At 59.0% G+C, this 16984-nt stretch carries 15 protein-coding genes and 1 tRNA gene; 13 read left to right on the top strand and 3 right to left on the bottom strand.

The annotated features are described in order from the left end of the window. Positions 1-30 precede the first annotated feature (30 nt). The 9 genes from QP381_RS04145 to QP381_RS04185 all read left to right on the top strand — a co-directional run bounded on the left by QP381_RS04145 (position 31) and on the right by QP381_RS04185 (position 12342). Positions 31-1872 carry a cation:proton antiporter gene (locus QP381_RS04145; protein ID WP_285067919.1) on the top strand — a complete coding sequence of 614 codons (1842 nt, stop codon included), beginning with the start codon at positions 31-33 and terminating at the stop codon, positions 1870-1872. Between the two features lie 246 nt (positions 1873-2118). Further along, positions 2119-2781, top strand: coding sequence for a DJ-1/PfpI family protein (locus QP381_RS04150; protein WP_285067921.1), 663 nt, complete (start codon positions 2119-2121; stop codon positions 2779-2781). 1 nt (position 2782) lies between these two features. Next, positions 2783-4222 (top strand): alpha-amylase, encoded by a 1440-nt coding sequence (locus QP381_RS04155; RefSeq protein ID WP_285067923.1) that lies wholly within the window; start codon positions 2783-2785, stop codon positions 4220-4222. Between the two features lies 1 nt (position 4223). Next, complete coding sequence (locus tag QP381_RS04160) at positions 4224-5132, top strand: TatD family hydrolase (protein WP_285067924.1); 909 nt, start codon at positions 4224-4226, stop codon at positions 5130-5132. Positions 5133-5349: 217 nt separating this feature from the next. Beyond that, positions 5350-6474 carry a resuscitation-promoting factor gene (locus QP381_RS04165; RefSeq protein ID WP_179370224.1) on the top strand — a complete coding sequence of 375 codons (1125 nt, stop codon included), beginning with the start codon at positions 5350-5352 and terminating at the stop codon, positions 6472-6474. Between the two features lie 239 nt (positions 6475-6713). Beyond that, entirely contained in the window at positions 6714-8129 is a 1416-nt protein-coding gene (locus QP381_RS04170; protein WP_285067926.1) for a ubiquitin-like domain-containing protein, read from the top strand. Positions 8130-8234: 105 nt separating this feature from the next. Then, positions 8235-9326: a 16S rRNA (adenine(1518)-N(6)/adenine(1519)-N(6))-dimethyltransferase RsmA gene (rsmA, locus tag QP381_RS04175; protein ID WP_285067927.1), complete on the top strand. Its 1092-nt coding sequence runs from the start codon at positions 8235-8237 to the stop codon at positions 9324-9326. Beyond that, positions 9319-10299, top strand: coding sequence for a 4-(cytidine 5'-diphospho)-2-C-methyl-D-erythritol kinase (locus QP381_RS04180; protein WP_285067928.1), 981 nt, complete (start codon positions 9319-9321; stop codon positions 10297-10299). The genes rsmA and QP381_RS04180 overlap by 8 nt, the downstream gene beginning before the upstream one ends. Beyond that, the gene (locus QP381_RS04185) at positions 10300-12342 is read left to right on the top strand and encodes an ATP-binding cassette domain-containing protein (protein WP_285067929.1); all 2043 of its coding nucleotides are present in this window, start codon (positions 10300-10302) and stop codon (positions 12340-12342) included. On the opposite strand, the gene QP381_RS04190 is transcribed toward QP381_RS04185, so the two are convergent. Genes QP381_RS04190 through QP381_RS04200 form a run of 3 tightly spaced genes read right to left on the bottom strand, consistent with a single transcriptional unit; the run spans position 12317 to position 13799 of the window. After that, the gene (locus tag QP381_RS04190; RefSeq protein ID WP_285067930.1) at positions 12317-12631 is read right to left on the bottom strand and encodes a DUF4298 domain-containing protein; all 315 of its coding nucleotides are present in this window, start codon (positions 12629-12631) and stop codon (positions 12317-12319) included. The genes QP381_RS04185 and QP381_RS04190 overlap by 26 nt on opposite strands. A gap of 2 nt (positions 12632-12633) precedes the next feature. Continuing rightward, positions 12634-13167 (bottom strand): MarR family winged helix-turn-helix transcriptional regulator, encoded by a 534-nt coding sequence (locus QP381_RS04195; RefSeq protein WP_006680896.1) that lies wholly within the window; start codon positions 13165-13167, stop codon positions 12634-12636. Then, entirely contained in the window at positions 13164-13799 is a 636-nt protein-coding gene (locus tag QP381_RS04200) for a TetR/AcrR family transcriptional regulator (protein WP_040318374.1), read from the bottom strand. The genes QP381_RS04195 and QP381_RS04200 overlap by 4 nt, the downstream gene beginning before the upstream one ends. Before the next feature lie 122 nt (positions 13800-13921). On the opposite strand from QP381_RS04200, the gene QP381_RS04205 reads away from it, so the two are divergent. The 4 genes from QP381_RS04205 (at position 13922) to QP381_RS04220 (ending at position 16833) form a co-directional block, all read left to right on the top strand. Next, positions 13922-13992, top strand: a tRNA-Gln gene (locus QP381_RS04205). Between the two features lie 39 nt (positions 13993-14031). Beyond that, positions 14032-15072, top strand: a complete 1041-nt coding sequence (locus QP381_RS04210; protein ID WP_103632357.1) for a bifunctional UDP-N-acetylglucosamine diphosphorylase/glucosamine-1-phosphate N-acetyltransferase GlmU — start codon at positions 14032-14034, stop codon at positions 15070-15072. A 37-nt stretch (positions 15073-15109) separates the two neighbouring features. Beyond that, positions 15110-16081 (top strand): ribose-phosphate diphosphokinase, encoded by a 972-nt coding sequence (locus QP381_RS04215; protein WP_006680899.1) that lies wholly within the window; start codon positions 15110-15112, stop codon positions 16079-16081. A 164-nt stretch (positions 16082-16245) separates the two neighbouring features. Continuing rightward, positions 16246-16833, top strand: coding sequence for a 50S ribosomal protein L25/general stress protein Ctc (locus QP381_RS04220; RefSeq protein WP_285067934.1), 588 nt, complete (start codon positions 16246-16248; stop codon positions 16831-16833). Positions 16834-16984: the final 151 nt, after the last annotated feature.

Below are 16984 nucleotides of genomic sequence, written 5' to 3' on the forward strand. Positions count from 1 at the left end.
AACCCGCGACCCCTTCAATAAAATGAGGGTATGAACACCCTGCTGATTGCCGTTGTCGCGTTGATCGCTATCGCTTTTGCTGCGCAGGTGTCGCAGAAAATCGGTGTGGCCTCACCGTTGATCCTGCTTGCGCTGGGCATCGCAATCGGCTTTCTACCATGGGTTGATCCGATCGAGTTGGAACCCGATCTGATCCTCGAAGTCATCTTGCCCCCGCTCCTGTTCGCGGCCGGAGTGTCGATGCCAATCATGGATTTTCGGCGCGAACTGAGAATGGTCGCAGCCCTTGCGATCGGCTTGGTGATCATCAGCGCTCTGGTCGTCGGTTGTGTCTTGAACTGGCTGGTCCCGGCTATTTCGCTCCCGTGGGCAATCACGCTGGGCGCGGTGCTCTCGCCGACTGACGCGGTTGCCGTGTCGATTGTGAAGAAACAGGGTGTCGCTCCACGCATCATCACCATCTTGGAGGGCGAGGGCCTGTTTAATGACGCGACGGCCCTTGTCCTGGTGTCGTCGGCAACGTCGGCTGCACTTCTGGGTGACGCCGATGCCCTCAACCCCGCGCACCTGCTGAGCGATTTTGTTATCGCGCTACTGACCGCCGTTGCTGTTGGCTGGGTGGTAGGCGAAGTTGGTAGCCGCGTGCGTTCAAAGATTAAACAGCCCGCAGCAGACACCGTTTTTTCGTTTGCGATGCCGTTCATTGCCTCGATCTCTGCTCAACACTTCGGTGGTTCAGGCTTGGTCGCGGCCGTCGTTGCAGGTTTGATCGTTTCCTACAATCGCAACGTGCGTATGCCTGCTCTGAACAGGCGGTTTTCCCAGCAGAACTGGCACACGGTGGAATTGGTCTTGGAAGGCTTCGTCTTCCTGATTATGGGGATCCAAGCTTTCGGCATCTTCGAGAAAGTTGAGGAAGGCCAGATCGGCGTTGGATATGCCCTGCTCCTCGCCCTGCTTCTTGGCCTCATCGCGGTTGGTGTTCGCGTCCTCTTCCTCGCGCCCCTCTTGGCGTTCTTGAACCACAGTCAATCGCATGCTCGCGCGCGAATGGAACGTGACGAAGAACGTCTGCGTCTGCATGAAGAGCGCCTGGCGCACGCGAGTGATGTCGATCCTGAGCTTCTTGAAGCCCGAAACATGAGCCCCGAGCACTGGAATGCAGCTGTTGAACGGTGGCACCGCAGGGTTGAACGTGGCTGGCGCCAGCAGAGGCGTCGCGGAAACGACTTGGAATACTTCAACGCCCAACCCTTGGGCGTGCGCGAGGGGTCGATTCTGGTGTGGGCAGGCATGCGAGGTGCCGTCACGCTTGCGGCCGCCCAGACCCTGCCTTTCGCGACCCCGATGCGTAACGTCCTCCTGCTGATCGCACTGGTCGTAGCCGGCGGTTCGCTGGCATTGCAGGGCTTGACCCTGTCGTGGGTGATCCGTTTGGTGAAGCCTCAGATGGCTGTAGATACAGTGAATGAAGAAGAACGCGAGCACCTTCTTCACCTCATGCATTCCTCGCTTAAAGAGACTGCTCTGGCCGAGGCCCTGCATCCTTCCGCTCTTAAGACACCCATGCCTTTCGGTGGGGTGATCGGAGCAACCAGCGTCCAAGCGAGCGTCGCAAAGGGGGCATCAGAAACTGCCTCCACTAGTGAAAGTGATGGGCGTGACCCGGTGCCCGTAAACCCCATTCCGGACAAGACGCCCGAGCAAGGTGCCCTCACCATCGAACAAATGCGAGTCCTTGCCCTCGAAGCGATCCGCGAACAGCGTCAGGCTCTGCTCGAAGCACGTAATGAAGGCGTGTTCTCATCCGCCGCCCTCGAAACGGCAATGGAGCGCCTGGACCAAGAAGAAATCATGCTCAACATCGGTTGATCCTGTCGATCATGCGCAACTTCCCGTGAGTGCGGCGATGATCCTGATCACTATCTCCGTCGGCCCGACGGTGGTCGTCGGCATCGTCCCATCGCGTAAACCATGCGTGAAGATCCCGTCGAGGCTCTGCGAAACAAGTCATTTGGCGCGTAGACGCGGGGCAGTAGGTAGTTTCACGCTTGCTGTCAGTGAATTCGTCCATGGTCAGCGCGATACTTGAAGGCAGAAAGCTATTAGGAGGTCCTCATGCCAACCCCGACCACTGTCACAACCGACGCGTCCGTCGGCGTCCTCATCGCGCCCGGACTAGAGGAAGTGGAAGCGCTCGCGGTCGTCGACTGCCTGTATCGGGCGGGCGTGCGCGCTGATCTGATTGCCGTTCCGGCATCAGACAGTCAGGCCGTAGAAGAACCTCGTTCCAATCCTTTTGCTAGCGCGCCGTCGTTGCTGTCGCCTACCCGTTCCCTGTCCGTCACGTCGTCGCACGGCATCACATTGGTGTGTGACCTGCATCTTGATGACGCGGACCTGTCTGAATACACCGTGCTGTTCCTGCCCGGAGGCATGCCGGGCACCGTGAACCTTGAAGAAAACACGAAGATTCAGGCAGAGATTTCTCGTCGCATCGCCTTCGGCAAGCCTGTCGCGGCGATCTGCGCGGCTCCTTCGGTCTTGGCTCACGCTGGATTCCTCGACGGGCGAAACGCGACGGCGAACCCGGGCTTTATGAAGGATCTCGAAGTGGGCGGGGCGCGCGCTCTGACCGATTCGGTCGTCGTGGACGATAACGTGTTCACGTCGCGCGGAATGGGGACGGCTATCCAGCTTGGTCTGAGCCTCGTGAACCATCTGCTGGGCGAAGAGGCTGCCAAGGCAGTTGAAATCGCGATCGTGAAACAGGGCGACTGACATGAACGGCACTTTGTTGCAGGGTTTTTCGTGGTACGTGCCCAATGACGGCTCGCTTTGGCGTTCGATTGCTGATCAGGCGCAGCACCTGTCTGACCTGGGAGTCAGCGCCGTGTGGTTGCCTCCGGCATATAAGGGGCAGGCGGGCATTGATGACGTCGGATACGGCGTGTATGACCTGTGGGATCTGGGGGAGTTTGACCAGAAGGGCGCTGTTCGCACGAAGTATGGGACGCGCGAAGAATATGTGGGGACTATCCAGGCCTTGCATGATTACGGGATCCACGTGCTTGCAGACACGGTTCTCAACCACAAGATGGGTGCAGACGCGTCAGAAACGGTGACCGCAACCCCGATTGATCAGCAGAATCGCACCATTGAAGTCGGCAACCCTGAACAGATCCAGGTCTGGACGCGATTCACGTTCCCAGGTCGTGCTGGCACGTACTCGGATTTTGAATGGGACTGGACGTGTTTTCACGGGACCGACTGGGATGAAGCGACTGGGCGCAAGGGGCTCTGGCTGTTCGAGGGTAAAAAGTGGAACGAAAACGTCGATGACGAGTTCGGTAACTTTGACTACCTGATGGGCGCTGACGTCCACTTGACCGATCCCAAAGTCATGGATCACCTGGTCGAATGGGGAGCCTGGTATCTCGAAACAACGGGGGTTGACGGCCTGCGCATGGATGCGTTGAAACACATGGGACGCGACTTTACGATGGCATGGCTCGACCGCATGCGTGATGTTTCTGGCAAGGAGCTCTTCACAGTCGGCGAATACTGGAGCGCTGACCTTGGTGAACTGCGGGCGTTCATCGGTGATGATCGCCGACTGAGCCTGTTTGATGTCCCGCTTCACTTCAACTTCCACCACGCGTCGCGCGCCAACGGTACCTTCGACATGGGCGGAATCTTCGATGGCACGCTGGTGGACGCGGACCCCACGATGGCAGTCACCTTTGTGGAGAATCATGATACTCAGGACGGTCAATCGCTGGCGTCTCCGGTTGATAGTTGGTTCAAGCCCGCAGCCTATGCGCTGATCCTTCTTCGCGAGGCCGGCTACCCCTGTGTATTCCACGCCGACCTATTCGGGGCTGAAGGTGAGCATCCTATTGCTCCGGTTGAAGGACTAGAAACCCTGATGAAGATGCGTAAGACGCACGCGTACGGTGTCCAGTGGGATGCGTTCGACGATTCTCACGTGGTCGGTTGGGCGAGGCAAGGGCAGATGGATGACGCTAGTGACGGTGTTGCTGTTGTTATTTCCGATTCTGGTGAAAGCGCAAAGACTCTGAATGTGGGTGCTCATCATGCCGGTCAGGTCTGGGAGTGCGTGATCGGCGGATGTGAACCCGTCCAGATCGGTGACGATGGTTCTGCTTTGTTCCCGGTTCCAGATTCCGGATTGTCCGTCTATTCTCCGAAGGGGGTTTGACGTGGGTAAACGACGCCCTCGCACATGGCCAGAGGTCCCGGCTCCGCTGGTGGAGCCGGTCATGGATAATCACACGCACCTTCCCGTCCATGAGGGCGAAATTCCGAAAGCTGACGGTGTGAAGCTGTCCCTTGAAGAACAGATTGAGCGTGCTCGATCGGTGAATATCACCCGCCAGGTCTCCTCTGCCTGCGAGCTCCCTGACTTCGATCCGATGATTCAGATCGCTCGATCCTTCCAAGGTGTCCAGGTTTCGCTGGCGATCCACCCCAACGAAGCCGCTCTTCACGCTGGAGTCCAGGTCCCGTCACCCGACGGCTTAATCCCGACTCAACGCGATCATCACATTCCCCTTGACGAAGCGCTGTCAGAAGTTGAACGACGTTTAAGTGATCCGACGGTCGTCGCCGTCGGAGAGAGCGGGTTGGACTACTTCCGTACCGCAGACGAAGGTAAGCAAGCGCAAAAAGAATCGTTTGCCGCCCACATTCAGATGGCTGAGCGAGCCGGCCTGCCCCTGCAGATTCACGATCGTGACGCTCACGATGACACGGTTTCCGTCCTTGATGACGTGGCGCGCGCAGATCAGCTGATTGTCTTTCACTGCTTCTCCGGAGATGGGCAACTGGCAGACATCCTGGCAAAGAATGGCTGGTATGCATCGTTCGCGGGCCCCATTTCGTATCCCGCCAATGATCACCTTCGCCAGGGGCTTCTCCGGATGCCCCGCGAACTTGTTCTTGTCGAAACGGACGCTCCCTACCTGACACCCGTCCCACATCGTGGTTCGCCAAACTCTTCGTACGTGATGGCTCACACCGTCCGATTTATCGCGGATCTTTGGGAAGCCAGTGAAGAAGAGGCCTGCCGTCGATTGATGGAAAACTCGCTCAGAGTCTACGGAAAGTAGGGGGTGGGTATGCCTTTTTGGCGGTTGAGAACGCGCTAGCTTCGTCCCATGAGGCATCAAGATCGGTGATGAACCTCGTTAATTTGTTTCGTGAAGATAGACACGAACTGACGCACACAGATAACAAAACGGTTACGGTAAGTGTGTTAGTCCGTTATCGGCTCACACGATGCACGCATCGAGTCACCCGAGCGGAACCTTCAAAGTCTGGAGCCGCGTGAACATTTCACACCCGAGTAAACGAACCGTCATCACTGGCGCGTCCGCGCTTGCCCTTGCAATGGTGGGAATCGCCGCGGGCGGAGTTGCCTCTGCTCATCATCAGGTCACTCTCGAACTCGACGGTGTCTCACTGCCGGTCGAAGGTTTCTACACCACTGTTGACGATGTTCTTGAATCCGCAGGTGTGAATATTGGCGAGCACGACCTTGTTGCTCCCGCAACCTCAACTCGCGTCCACGACGGCGACATGATCGTAGTCCGCATGGCCTCCGCATACGCGGTGAACATTGACGGTGAAGACCTGACTGCATGGTCAACCGCCGACAGCATCGACGGCGTCTTGGATTCCATCAACAGCGAGTCCACGATTACGTTGGCTGCGGATCGTTCCAAACTGCGTTCTGAAATGCCCGTTGTTACCGACGGTACGCCGATCATCCTTGACGTTGATGGCACACAAACCGAAATCACCGCGTCCGGTAAGGGAGCTGACAAGGTTCTCGCAGATGCTGGTGTCAGGCTCGGCGAATTTGATCGTTTCTCTTACATCTTCAGCGAAGGTAAGACCACGTTGAAGGTCACCCGAGTGAGCCGAGAAACCGTCACCGAAACCGAGGCGGTTGCTTACTCGACCCAAGAGCGTGAAGACGACACCCTCTACCAGGGCGAAACCTCGGTCGTTCAGGCCGGTGTGAACGGCTCTATCACCCGCAAGCTGTTCCGCGAAACGGTCGACGGGCAGGTCACCGTGAACCGTGTGATCTCTGAAACCAAGACCGAGGCAACCAGCGAGATCGTTGCCAAGGGAACCAAGGAACGCACCGCTTCAACTGCTGCCACTTCTGCCGGCGCTGGAAGCGCATACTCACTGTCTGCTGATTCTTCTGGTGTTTGGGCAGCCCTTGCGCAGTGTGAGTCGGGCGGTAACCCGGCAACGAACACGGGCAACGGATACTACGGCCTCTACCAGTTCACCTTGTCGACCTGGCGGTCAGTTGGTGGTACGGGGCTTCCGTCCAACGCGTCCGCTGAAGAACAAACTGCCCGAGCTCAAGCGCTACAGGCGCGTGCAGGCTGGGGGCAGTGGCCGTCGTGCACTCGAGCAATGGGGCTGTACTGACCGGTAATTGGGTCTGAACTGATTGGGTCTGAACTGACAGATTCTGCCTGAGTGACAACAGAATCCACGTTGCTGGGTGACGTTAATTCTCAACACGCCACAGGTGAACGTTGACTTTCTTAAAATAAGTGGGGTGTAAAGGATCACCTTGCACCTGTTCACCTGTGCAGTGCCCCTGGAATCACGTACCGTGGACACTGGTGAACTACTCACATTCCACTCAAGGAGCTACCGACCCCGTGATTTCACGTTCGATGCTTTCTGAAACCGTCCTGCACCCCACCCGTGCTTTCCTGGGCGGATTAAACCCAACGCGCAAAACAGTCGTTGCCACCGCATGGTTGGCGTCTGCGACGATGGCGGTTGTTGCTGGAGGCGGAATGATGTCGTCTCGCGCCGAGCTGACGCTCGAAGTCGATGGGGTTTCTCAGCCGATTACGACGTGGGGTGGAAGCGTCTCGTCGGTTCTGGCGCGCGCGGGTGTCGCGGTTGGCGAACACGATCTGATCCAGCCGTCGTTGAACACGGTTGCTCCCGATGGGGGAACGATCATCGTGCGTACCGCGAAGGAATACAAGCTGACCGTTGATGGGACGCCGACGACGATTTGGTCGACCGCTTCCTCCGCTCAGGCTCTTCTTGTCAGTTCATCATCCCTTGGTAGCGATGTTGCCGTTGCGGTGGATCGTAGGTCTGTCAGGAAAGACGTGACGAAGATTGTTGAGCGTTCGCAGAACATCACGGTTCAGGCTGACGGTCAGCAGACTACGGTTCAGGTCTCTCCTGAACAGCGTCCCGATGACATCGTCGCGCAGGCTGGAGTCCAGTTGACTCCCAATGACCGCCTGAACGTGAGTGTCCGGCCTGATCGCTCGATGAAAATTAACGTGGACCGCGTGACTCGCGGATACGTTGATGTGGATATCCCCGTTAAATTCAGCGAAACCACCCAAGAGTCTGCGGACCTGTTCAAGGGTGAATCGAAGATTACCCAAGCGGGTGTTCAAGGCGTTGCTGCTCAGAAGCAATGGCAGGAAAGAGTAAACGGCAGGCCCGTTTTTTTCGCCGTGATCAGTGAATCGGTGACAACCGCTCCCACCGCGCAGGTCAGGTCGAATGGTACAAAGGAAGCGACTCCTCAGGCGCTTGCTATCGCCGGAATCGACCCGAAGGCCACGTTGGAGACAACTGTGGACAGTGCGGGCAACTCGATCACCGCATACACGGCAAAGCTTGGAACGATCTCTACCGAAGACGAAGTGAACGCTGTTATTGCATCGATTGAAAGCGCGACGGATCGTGCGAAGGCTCGCGCTGCGTCCGTGTACGGTGCCAGCGTCGCTTCCTATGCTGCTGGCGATCCGCGTGGCATTGCTCAGGAACTGGTGGTCAGTTTTGGCTGGGACATCAGTGAATTCCAGTGCCTTGACAAGTTGTGGACTCGCGAATCTCATTGGAACCCCAGAGCAGAGAACGCGAGCTCGGGCGCCTACGGTATCCCGCAGTCGCTTCCCGGCTCGAAGATGGCGTCCGAGGGTGACGACTGGCGAACCAACCCAGAAACCCAGATCAAGTGGGGTCTGAAGTATATCAAGGGTCGCTACCAGAGCCCGTGTGGTGCATGGGCTCATTCTGAGTCTGTCGGCTGGTATTAATCCTCCGCGTGAATTGTGCGGGCACCGTTCATTGGCATGGCGAGCGCAACCTAGCGCACACTTTCCGCACCGCGGTCCAGCCTGCCTGACCAGTAGAATGACAGGGTGACTCGATCTCGTACCCGCACCCCGAATACTCGCCTGGATCCGACTCTTCCAGAGGGCGTCCAGCCGTCTGAAACTGGCTTGCTTGGCCCGCTTGAAGTGAAAGCGATTGCCGATGCGCTCGGTATTCGCCCGACGAAAGTTTTGGGGCAGAACTTTGTACACGATGCTGGGACGGTTCGTCGCATCGTTCGCGCCGCTGGTGTGGAAGCGGGGGACGAGGTCATTGAGGTCGGCCCCGGCCTTGGTTCGCTGACGCTGGCGATTTTGGAGACCGGTGCGCGCGTGCGGGCGGTCGAGATTGATCCGCCACTGGCTCAAGCTCTTCCGCAGACTGTTGCTGCTCGTATGCCTGAAGCTGCTGATCGTTTCCACGTGGTGAACGCGGATGCGACGAAGATCAACGGTGTTGCTGACTTCGGTGTGGATTGGCCACCTCCGACGAAGCTGGTCGCGAACCTGCCGTATAACGTTGCTGTTCCGGTGCTTCTGGCGATGCTAGAGAGATTCCCGACGCTGACGGATGTTCTTGTCATGGTCCAGTCTGAGGTCGCTGATCGCTTGGCTGCAGGCCCCGGGACGCGAACCTATGGCGTGCCGTCGGTGAAGGTCGCCTGGTACGGTCAGGCTGAGCGTGCGGGCACGATCGGTCGCAGTGTTTTCTGGCCGGTTCCGAACGTGGACTCTGCGTTGGTTCGTTTGCGCTGCGATGGCGAGCCTCGTGGCGATGAAGACCTGCGTCAAGCAACCTTCGAGGTTTGTGATGTGGCGTTCGGTCAGCGCCGTAAGACTCTCCGCGCTGCGTTGAAGACGTGGGCGGGTTCGCCAGCTGCCGCCGAAGCGCTGTTGGACGTTGCCGGAGTGGAATCGACCGCCCGCGGTGAAGCACTCGGTATTGAAGAATTCGTGCGCCTTGGTCGCGCGGTCCTCGAACTGCGTGCGTGTGGGGTGCTGGCTGCTCGCGTCGATCCGCGTACAGGCAAGTCCGTGGGGTCTTCCCCAATAGACCAGGCCGCCTCCACTGCAGCCCTTGGCGCTGACAATGGGGCGGAGTCGGCGCTCGCTCAACAGCAGGATTCTGCTGATGCGTGAAGTGAGGGCGAGCGCTCCGGGCAAAGTGAATCTGACTCTTCGTGTGGGACACCCCACCGAGGACGGATATCACCCGCTGGTCACGGTCTTTGAAGCGCTCAATATGCGCGAGACAGTCACTGTTCGCACGTCGCGCCGTCTTGGTATTCACGCGACAACAACGGCGTACCTGTCTAACGGTCGGGTTGATGAAGCGACGACTGCTGCAATGGCGGAGTTGGATCCCGAAAACCACTTGTGCGTCAAAGCTGCACGTAGCCTGCAGAAACTTGCTGCGATGGGGCCGTGGGGACACACGGCTGCCGGCATTGAGATCCACGTGGAAAAGCATCTGCCGATGGCTGGCGGTATGGCCGGTGGCTCCGCGGATGCTGCCGCGACGCTTGTCGCTTGCAATGCACTCTGGGAGCTGGGCCTCAACAGCGATCAGCTTGAAATGATGGGACGAACGCTGGGGGCTGACGTTCCCGCATGCCTGACCGGTGGCATCGCGCTGGGAACCGGTCGAGGCGACCATATGAGTCTGCTTGCCGACGGTTCAGACGAACCGCGTCACCACTGGGCGATCGCCTTGGCGCACGGGGGTTTATCAACACCTGCTGTTTTCCATCAGCTTGACCAGATGGGCGGGCCTGGAGGCACGTGGGAGCTTCTTGAAGATCTCAGTGATGAAGCGGGCGCTCTACTGACAGGTTCTGCCGAGCAAGCCGCGCCCTGCCTCGTCAATGACCTGACCGAAGCGGCACTTGAATTGCGCCCCGAACTGGCTAAGACGATTGCTGGCGCGCGTCATGCTGGCGCCCTGGCCGTGATTCTTTCCGGATCCGGCCCGACAATCGCCGCCCTTGCCGCCAGCGCGGAAGACGCCCACTGCATCGCCGACGAACTCGCTCAGCTCCCCGCCGTCTCCGCAGTGTTGACGACGTGGGGTGCCGCGCGTGGCGCAATGATTGAGCACGAGGACAACGCATAAATGGCTCACCTTCTAGGAACGCAATCCCTGGCCACAATGGCGGGATCGCGCAAACTGCTCGATGACGTCACCGTCAGCCTGTTTGATGGGTCGCGCGTCGGTATTCTTGGCCCGAACGGCGCTGGAAAGTCGACCTTGCTACGCCTGGTGGCCGGGATTCAGGAACCGGACTTAGGCCTCATCACCAAGCGCGACGGTGTCCGCATCGTTGTGTTGGATCAGGTGGATTCGCTCGACCCGCAGATGAGTGTTGTCGACGCTGTCCACCCCGGGCTTGAAGAATACGAGTGGGCCTCGAACGCAACGATCCGCGACATCCACGCGGGTCTGCTGTCCGACATCGACACGCGCGCATTGATCGGGACCCTGTCAGGTGGGCAGAGGCGTCGCGTTGCACTTGCCCGAGTACTCGCCACCGAATCTGACATCGTCTGCTTGGACGAGCCGACGAACCACCTCGATGTTGAAGGCGTCGCGTGGCTGGCCCGTCACCTGAACGCGCGCTTCGCGAAGCCCGGCGCGAATGGTGCTCTGCTGGTTGTCACGCACGACCGATGGTTTCTCGACACCGTGTGTGAGCACATCTGGGAAGTCGTCGCCGGAGTCGACCCGGGTGGCGACCGTCCACAGATCGCTGGCCACGTCGAAATCTACGATGGCTCGTACGCTGCCTATACGCTGGCCCGCGCCGAACGTGTCCGCCAAGCCGATGTGGCTGCCCAAAAGCGCGCGAATCTGCTGACCAAAGAGCTCGCGTGGTTGCGTCGAGGCGCGCCCGCGCGCACATCAAAGCCAAAGTTTCACATTGCTGCCGCAGAAGCCTTGATCGCCGACGTGCCACCACCGCGCGACACCGTTGAACTGGTGAAAATGGCGACCGCGCGCCTGGGCAAAGACGTCCTGGACCTTGAGGATGTTTCGATCGCATTTACGCGCCCGAACGGCGAGGCGAACATCATCTTTGACGGTGTCACCTGGCGCCTCGCACCCGGCGAACGAGTCGGCATCGTCGGTGTCAACGGCGCAGGAAAGACAACTCTGCTGAACCTGCTGCGCGGAGACATCCAGCCTGACTCCGGTCGCGTCAAGCGTGGTAAAACCGTCGAAGTGGCCACGCTGTCCCAGGACACGCATGAACTGGATGCGCTCGCGGATATGCGAGTCGTCGAAGCCGTCGCCGAGGTCGCGCAGACCTCGATCGTCGACGGGCGCGAGGTCAGTGCCGCACAGATGACGGAACGCATGGGCTTTACCCGTCAGCGCGCCTACACGCGAATTAGCGAGATTTCGGGTGGTGAACGCCGTCGCCTGCAGCTGATGCGTCTGCTGATGGCTGAACCGAACGTGCTCCTGCTTGACGAACCGACGAACGACCTTGATACCGATACTCTGGCGTCGATGGAAGACCTGCTGGATTCCTTCCCGGGCACGCTCGTCGTCGTTTCGCATGACCGTTACCTGCTGGAGCGCGTCACCGACCATCAGGTCGCACTGCTCGGCGATGGAAAGTTGCGCGCCCTGCCCGGCGGTGTCGAACAGTATCTCGCCATGCGCGAAGAGGGGCTGGGGCTTACGACTTCCGGCAGTAATGCAGGCTCAACGTCGGCGAATGTATCCGGGAATTCGACAGGTAAGTCCGCGGGCAATTCTGCTTCGAATTCCGCGGGGAACGAGGCCACCTCGACCATCTCTAACGCCGCCGCTCGTAGGGTGGCGAAGAAAGACGCCGATCGTATCGAACGTAAACTCGAAAAACTGCGCGCCTCGGAAATAAAACTGTCTGATCGCCTCGCCGATCTGGGTGCCCGCGTTGCCACGGATGCCTCGTTGGTCGATGAACTGACACAGGTGGCAGCCGAACATCGCCAGATTCTAGACGAGATCGATGAACTTGAAATGGCGTGGCTGGAAGCGGCGGAACTGTTGGATGAGTTGGGAGCTGGCGGCCAGGACTCAGCGACCGTCAGGACTCAGCCCAGGCACCGCCAGGACTCAGCCACCGATGAGGACGAAGAGCTCAGTCGCCCAGCAGATCGTCGGTGAAGAAACGGCTGGAATCCGCCAGAAGTTTGGCCATGAGGGCGCGCTGGCGACTATAGAGGTTCCACACTTCGTCTTCGTCGATCACGCCAAGGCGTTCACCTGCTTCGATTGCGACCTTGCGGTCGTTCATCCACGACGATGAATACTGACCCATCAGCGGAATCATTGTCTGATCCAGTGCCTCAATACTGGCCAGCGCACCTTCTGCCTGATCCATCAGCGCGCACGCTTCGGTGTAGCGCTCTTCCATGTGGTGCAGGCGCTCCAACGCTTCAGATTCGCGAGTCACAGTCATTCTTTAGTTTCAAAGGGGGCCAGTAGAACTGTCAGAAGATCAGCGAGTTTCTCGCGTTCGCCAGATGACAGAGGAGCCAGGATTCCACGTTCAGAATTGAGTAGGGACGCAAGCGCGGTATCAACCTTCGTCTTGCCCTCCTCGGTCAGTTTCACCTGAACGACGCGACGATCTTCACGCGCGGAAGAACGCGTGACCAGGCCTTTCTCCTGCAGGCGGTCAATACGGTTCGTCATCGTGCCACTTGTCACCAAGTGCTCGGCGATCAAATCACCCGGACTCAGCACATAGGGTTCCCCTGCGCGACGCAGGGACGAAAGAACGTCAAATTCCCACGTTTCCAAGCCGTGGTCGGCGAATGCGGCTCGGCGGGCGCGGTCGAGGTGCTTGGCCAGACGAGTCACTCGCGACAGAACGAGCATCGGCGTGGGATCCAGATCTGGGCGCTCGTTCGTCCACGCTTCGACAATGCGAGCGACCTCATCGTGCGCCTCGTGCGTCGGGCAGGAAGCGCGATCAGCTGAAGTCATTGCACACAATCCTCCGATCGGACGACCAGCGAGGGGCTGGGACGCATATTGCGAATGCCGTTCCAGACTAGGTTTACAACGTGTGCGGCGACCTCGTCCTTCTTCATTCGCCGATCGTCCAGCCACCACTGTCCAACCTGCGCAATGAGTCCGACCAGCATCTGCGCGTACAGGGGAGCGAGGTTCGCGTTGATGTCCGTGTGCGAGAACTGTTCGGCCAACAGGTATTCGACGCGCGACGCGACATCGCCGAGCACGGAAGAGAACGAGCCCTGCGTGCGATCGGTGGGTGCGTCGCGAACCAGTACGCGGAAGCCGTCCGTGTGCGATTCGATGTAGTCCAAAAGGGCAAGTGTCGCGTTTTCTAGAAGGATACGAGGCCTGGCGCTGGACTCCAACGACGTGTGAAGCTTCGTCACAAGCGCCTGAACTTCACGGTCCACGATGACCGCATACAGGCCTTCCTTGCCGCCGAAGTGCTCATAGACGATCGGCTTCGACACTTTTGCCTTCGATGCGATCTCTTCAACGCTCGTCGCATCAAAGCCTTTTTGAGCGAAAAGTGAGCGTCCAATCTCAACTAGCTGTTCGCGCCGTTCGAACCCGCTCATTCGCGTGCGTTTTTCACTCATACGGTCAGTATGTCATCTGAATCGGGTCACGCGGTAGGTGTGAGGTGTGGCGCGAACGAGCCTTTTGCGCCCGGCCGACGTGGCACAGCAAGGGGTACATATGGCAGAATCAAAAGGCGTTTTCCGCCCTGGTGTAACGGCAGCACATGGGTTTTTGGTGCCTTTGGTCCGGGTTCGAGTCCTGGGGGCGGAGCTACAAGTGGGTCACCGCCACGATTTTGGAAGGTAAATCATGACCGTTCCTGCAGCTGTCATTGTCCTCGCCGCAGGTCAAGGCACTCGTATGAAGTCCTCTCTTCCCAAGGTTGTGCACCCCGTTGCCGGCCGGTCCATGATTGGACATGCCCTGAAAGCAGGCGAAGGCCTGAACCCCACGCACCTGGTTGCTGTTGTGCGCCACCAGCGTGACCTTGTCGAAGCTGAAATTAAGCGCGTCAGCCCCACCGCTATCGTCGCCGATCAGGATGAAATCCCCGGCACAGGACGAGCCGTTCAATGCGGCCTGGAAGAGCTGGAACGCCAGGTTGGCCAGATTCACGGCATTGTTGTCGTCACCTACGGCGACGTCCCCATGCTGAGCACCGAGACCCTGAAAGACCTCGTCGATGCCCATATCGAACAGGCGAATGTCGTCACCGTCCTGACCTCGCGCGTCGATGATCCCACGGGCTACGGTCGCATTATTCGCGATGCCGGCGGTCGTGTGACCGCCATCGTCGAGCAGCGTGACGCCACCGAAGAACAGGCTCTCATCAACGAAATCAACGCCGGTATCTACGCATTCGACGCCGATTACCTGCGCGAATCCCTCGTCAACGTGGGAACCAACAACGATCAGGGTGAGGTCTACCTGACCGACGTCCTCGCGGCAGCCGCCCCCGCTGGAAAGCGTGCGGGCGCTATGGAACTTCTCGATGAATGGCAAGCACAGGGGTGCAATGACCGCGTGCAGCTTGCAGAACTCGGCGCCGAGTTCAACCGACGCATCTGCGAAAAGCACATGCGCGAAGGCGTTTCCATCATCGCCCCCGATTCCACGTGGATCGGCGTTGATGTTGAGATCGGAAACGACACAATAATCTGGCCAGGAACCGTGTTGCGTGGTGCGACGGTGATCGGATCCGAGTGTGAGATCGGTCCCTCAGCGACCCTTGATACCGCGATTGTCGGGAATCGTGCGGTTATCCACAACGCGTGCGTGTCCAACGTATCGGTTGCACCCGATACGATGGTTACACCATTCAGCGTCATCGGACAGTCCAGTCGGGACTGACCGATCCGGGTTCTTTAAGCAAGGGGAGGAACGCCGCATGAGCGGATTGGTCACCAGTGGAGAGAAGAGCCTCGTCCTCGTTTCGGGTCGAGCGCACTTGGAACTTGCCGAAGAGGTTGGCAAAGAAATCGGGTGCGGGCTTTCGCAAGTGACCGCCTACGATTTTGCGAGTGGCGAAATCTACGTCCGCTTCAATGAATCCGTTCGTGGCGCAGACGTCTTTGTCCTCCAGTCACACACGGGCGACATCAACAAGTGGCTGATGGAACAGCTCATCATGATTGACGCTGCCAAGCGTGCCTCAGCAAAACGCATTACCGCTGTCTCGCCGTTCTACCCCTACTCGCGTCAGGACAAGAAGCACCAGGGTCGTGAACCGATTTCGGCTCGCCTGGTCTCTGATCTGTACAAGACCGCCGGCGCTGACCGCGTCATGAGCGTCGACCTGCACGCCTCGCAGGAACAGGGCTTCTTCGACGGCCCGGTCGACCACCTCTTCGCAATGCCGGTTCTGGTTGACTACGTCCGTTCGCGCCTCGACCTTTCCAACACCGTCATGGTGTCCCCAGACGCTGGCCGTATTCGCGTCGCCGAAAAGTGGTCTTCGAAGCTCGGCGGTTGCCCGCTGGCATTCGTCCACAAGACCCGCGATACCACCCGCCCGAACGTTGCTGTCGCCAACCGCGTCGTCGGTGAAGTTGCAGGCAAGGAATGTGTCTTGGTTGACGATATGATCGACACCGCTGGCACGATCACCGAGGCCGTCAAGGTCCTCAACAACGCCGGCGCCAAGAAGGTCATCATCGCCGCAACGCACGGCATCCTCTCTGATCCGGCAACGCGCCGCCTCTCCGAATGTGGAGCAACCGAGGTCGTCGTCACCGACACCCTGCCGATTCCGCCCGAGAAGCGCTTCCCAACTCTGACCATCCTGTCGATCGCACCGCTGTTGGCACGCGCCATCCGCGAGGTCTTTGACGACGGATCGGTCACATCACTGTTCGACTGACTCGCTTTTCACCGCCCTCGTCGGGTACTCTGATTGAGTTGCTCCGGCGAGGGCGGTTTTCTATATTCCGCCGTTATCGACAGGGCCTTTCGGATCTTTGCCGGTCCTGCCTGGGTTCTTCGACGCTTGAGCGTGAAACCTACATACTCAGGAGGACATTTCTTATGAGCGATAACCCGATCCTTGTCGCCACCACTCGCACCGAGTTCGGTAAGGGCGCCGCACGTCGCGCTCGCCGTGCGCAGATGGTTCCGGGCGTTGTTTACGGCCACGGTGAAACCACCCACCTTGACATTCCGGAACACGACCTGTTCCTGATCGTTCGTGGCAACAAGAACGCTCTTGTTGAGCTCAAGATCGACGGCACGTCGCAACTCGCACTTGTCAAAGACGTTCAGCGTCACCCGGTCAAGCGCAACCTGCTCCACGTTGACTTCCTAGCCGTCAAGGCTGGCGAAAAGGTTGACGTCGAGGTCGCAATCGTCGTCGTCGGCGAAGCAGCCCCCGGCACCACCCACAACGTCGAAGAGCACACCGTGGCCGTCAAGGCCCCGGCAACCGACATCCCCGAGGCTATCGAGGTTGACGTGACCGGCCTCGAAGCTGGCACCGTTGTCCGCGTCTCCGACCTGGTTTTGCCGGCCAACGTTGAGTGTGAACTCGACGCTGAGCAGGATGTCGTCATTATCTCCGAGCTCGCTGCAGAACCTGAAGAAGAAGCTCCGGCAGAAGCCGAAGGCGACGCTGAGTGAACTAGCGCGTAGCGTTTTCTTTCAAGGCGGGCGGGTCGTATGTGCGGCTCGCCCGCCTTGCTGTGTCCAGGGGAGCGTGGAGCGGATCTTTGCCGAGGTAAGGTGCGGCCCCAGGTGGCGGGTGTCTAGTTTTGGGGCTAATGCCAATTGT

It is taken from the genome of Pauljensenia sp. UMB6358, assembly GCF_030216865.1.
In the GTDB taxonomy this organism is placed as follows: Bacteria; Actinomycetota; Actinomycetes; order Actinomycetales; family Actinomycetaceae; genus Pauljensenia; species Pauljensenia turicensis_A.

What these genes read in the sequence shown, in the direction of transcription:
- QP381_RS04210 (WP_103632357.1), top strand. Translation starts at nt 14,032, where the DNA reads ATGACCGTTCCTGCAGCTGTCATTGTCCTCGCCGCAGGTCAAGGCACT.
- QP381_RS04155 (WP_285067923.1), top strand. Translation starts at nt 2,783, where the DNA reads ATGAACGGCACTTTGTTGCAGGGTTTTTCGTGGTACGTGCCCAATGAC.
- QP381_RS04145 (WP_285067919.1), top strand. Translation starts at nt 31, where the DNA reads ATGAACACCCTGCTGATTGCCGTTGTCGCGTTGATCGCTATCGCTTTT.
- QP381_RS04180 (WP_285067928.1), top strand. Translation starts at nt 9,319, where the DNA reads ATGCGTGAAGTGAGGGCGAGCGCTCCGGGCAAAGTGAATCTGACTCTT.
- QP381_RS04185 (WP_285067929.1), top strand. Translation starts at nt 10,300, where the DNA reads ATGGCTCACCTTCTAGGAACGCAATCCCTGGCCACAATGGCGGGATCG.
- QP381_RS04200 (WP_040318374.1), bottom strand. Translation starts at nt 13,799, where the DNA reads ATGAGTGAAAAACGCACGCGAATGAGCGGGTTCGAACGGCGCGAACAG.
- QP381_RS04215 (WP_006680899.1), top strand. Translation starts at nt 15,110, where the DNA reads ATGAGCGGATTGGTCACCAGTGGAGAGAAGAGCCTCGTCCTCGTTTCG.
- QP381_RS04220 (WP_285067934.1), top strand. Translation starts at nt 16,246, where the DNA reads ATGAGCGATAACCCGATCCTTGTCGCCACCACTCGCACCGAGTTCGGT.
- QP381_RS04150 (WP_285067921.1), top strand. Translation starts at nt 2,119, where the DNA reads ATGCCAACCCCGACCACTGTCACAACCGACGCGTCCGTCGGCGTCCTC.
- QP381_RS04195 (WP_006680896.1), bottom strand. Translation starts at nt 13,167, where the DNA reads ATGACTTCAGCTGATCGCGCTTCCTGCCCGACGCACGAGGCGCACGAT.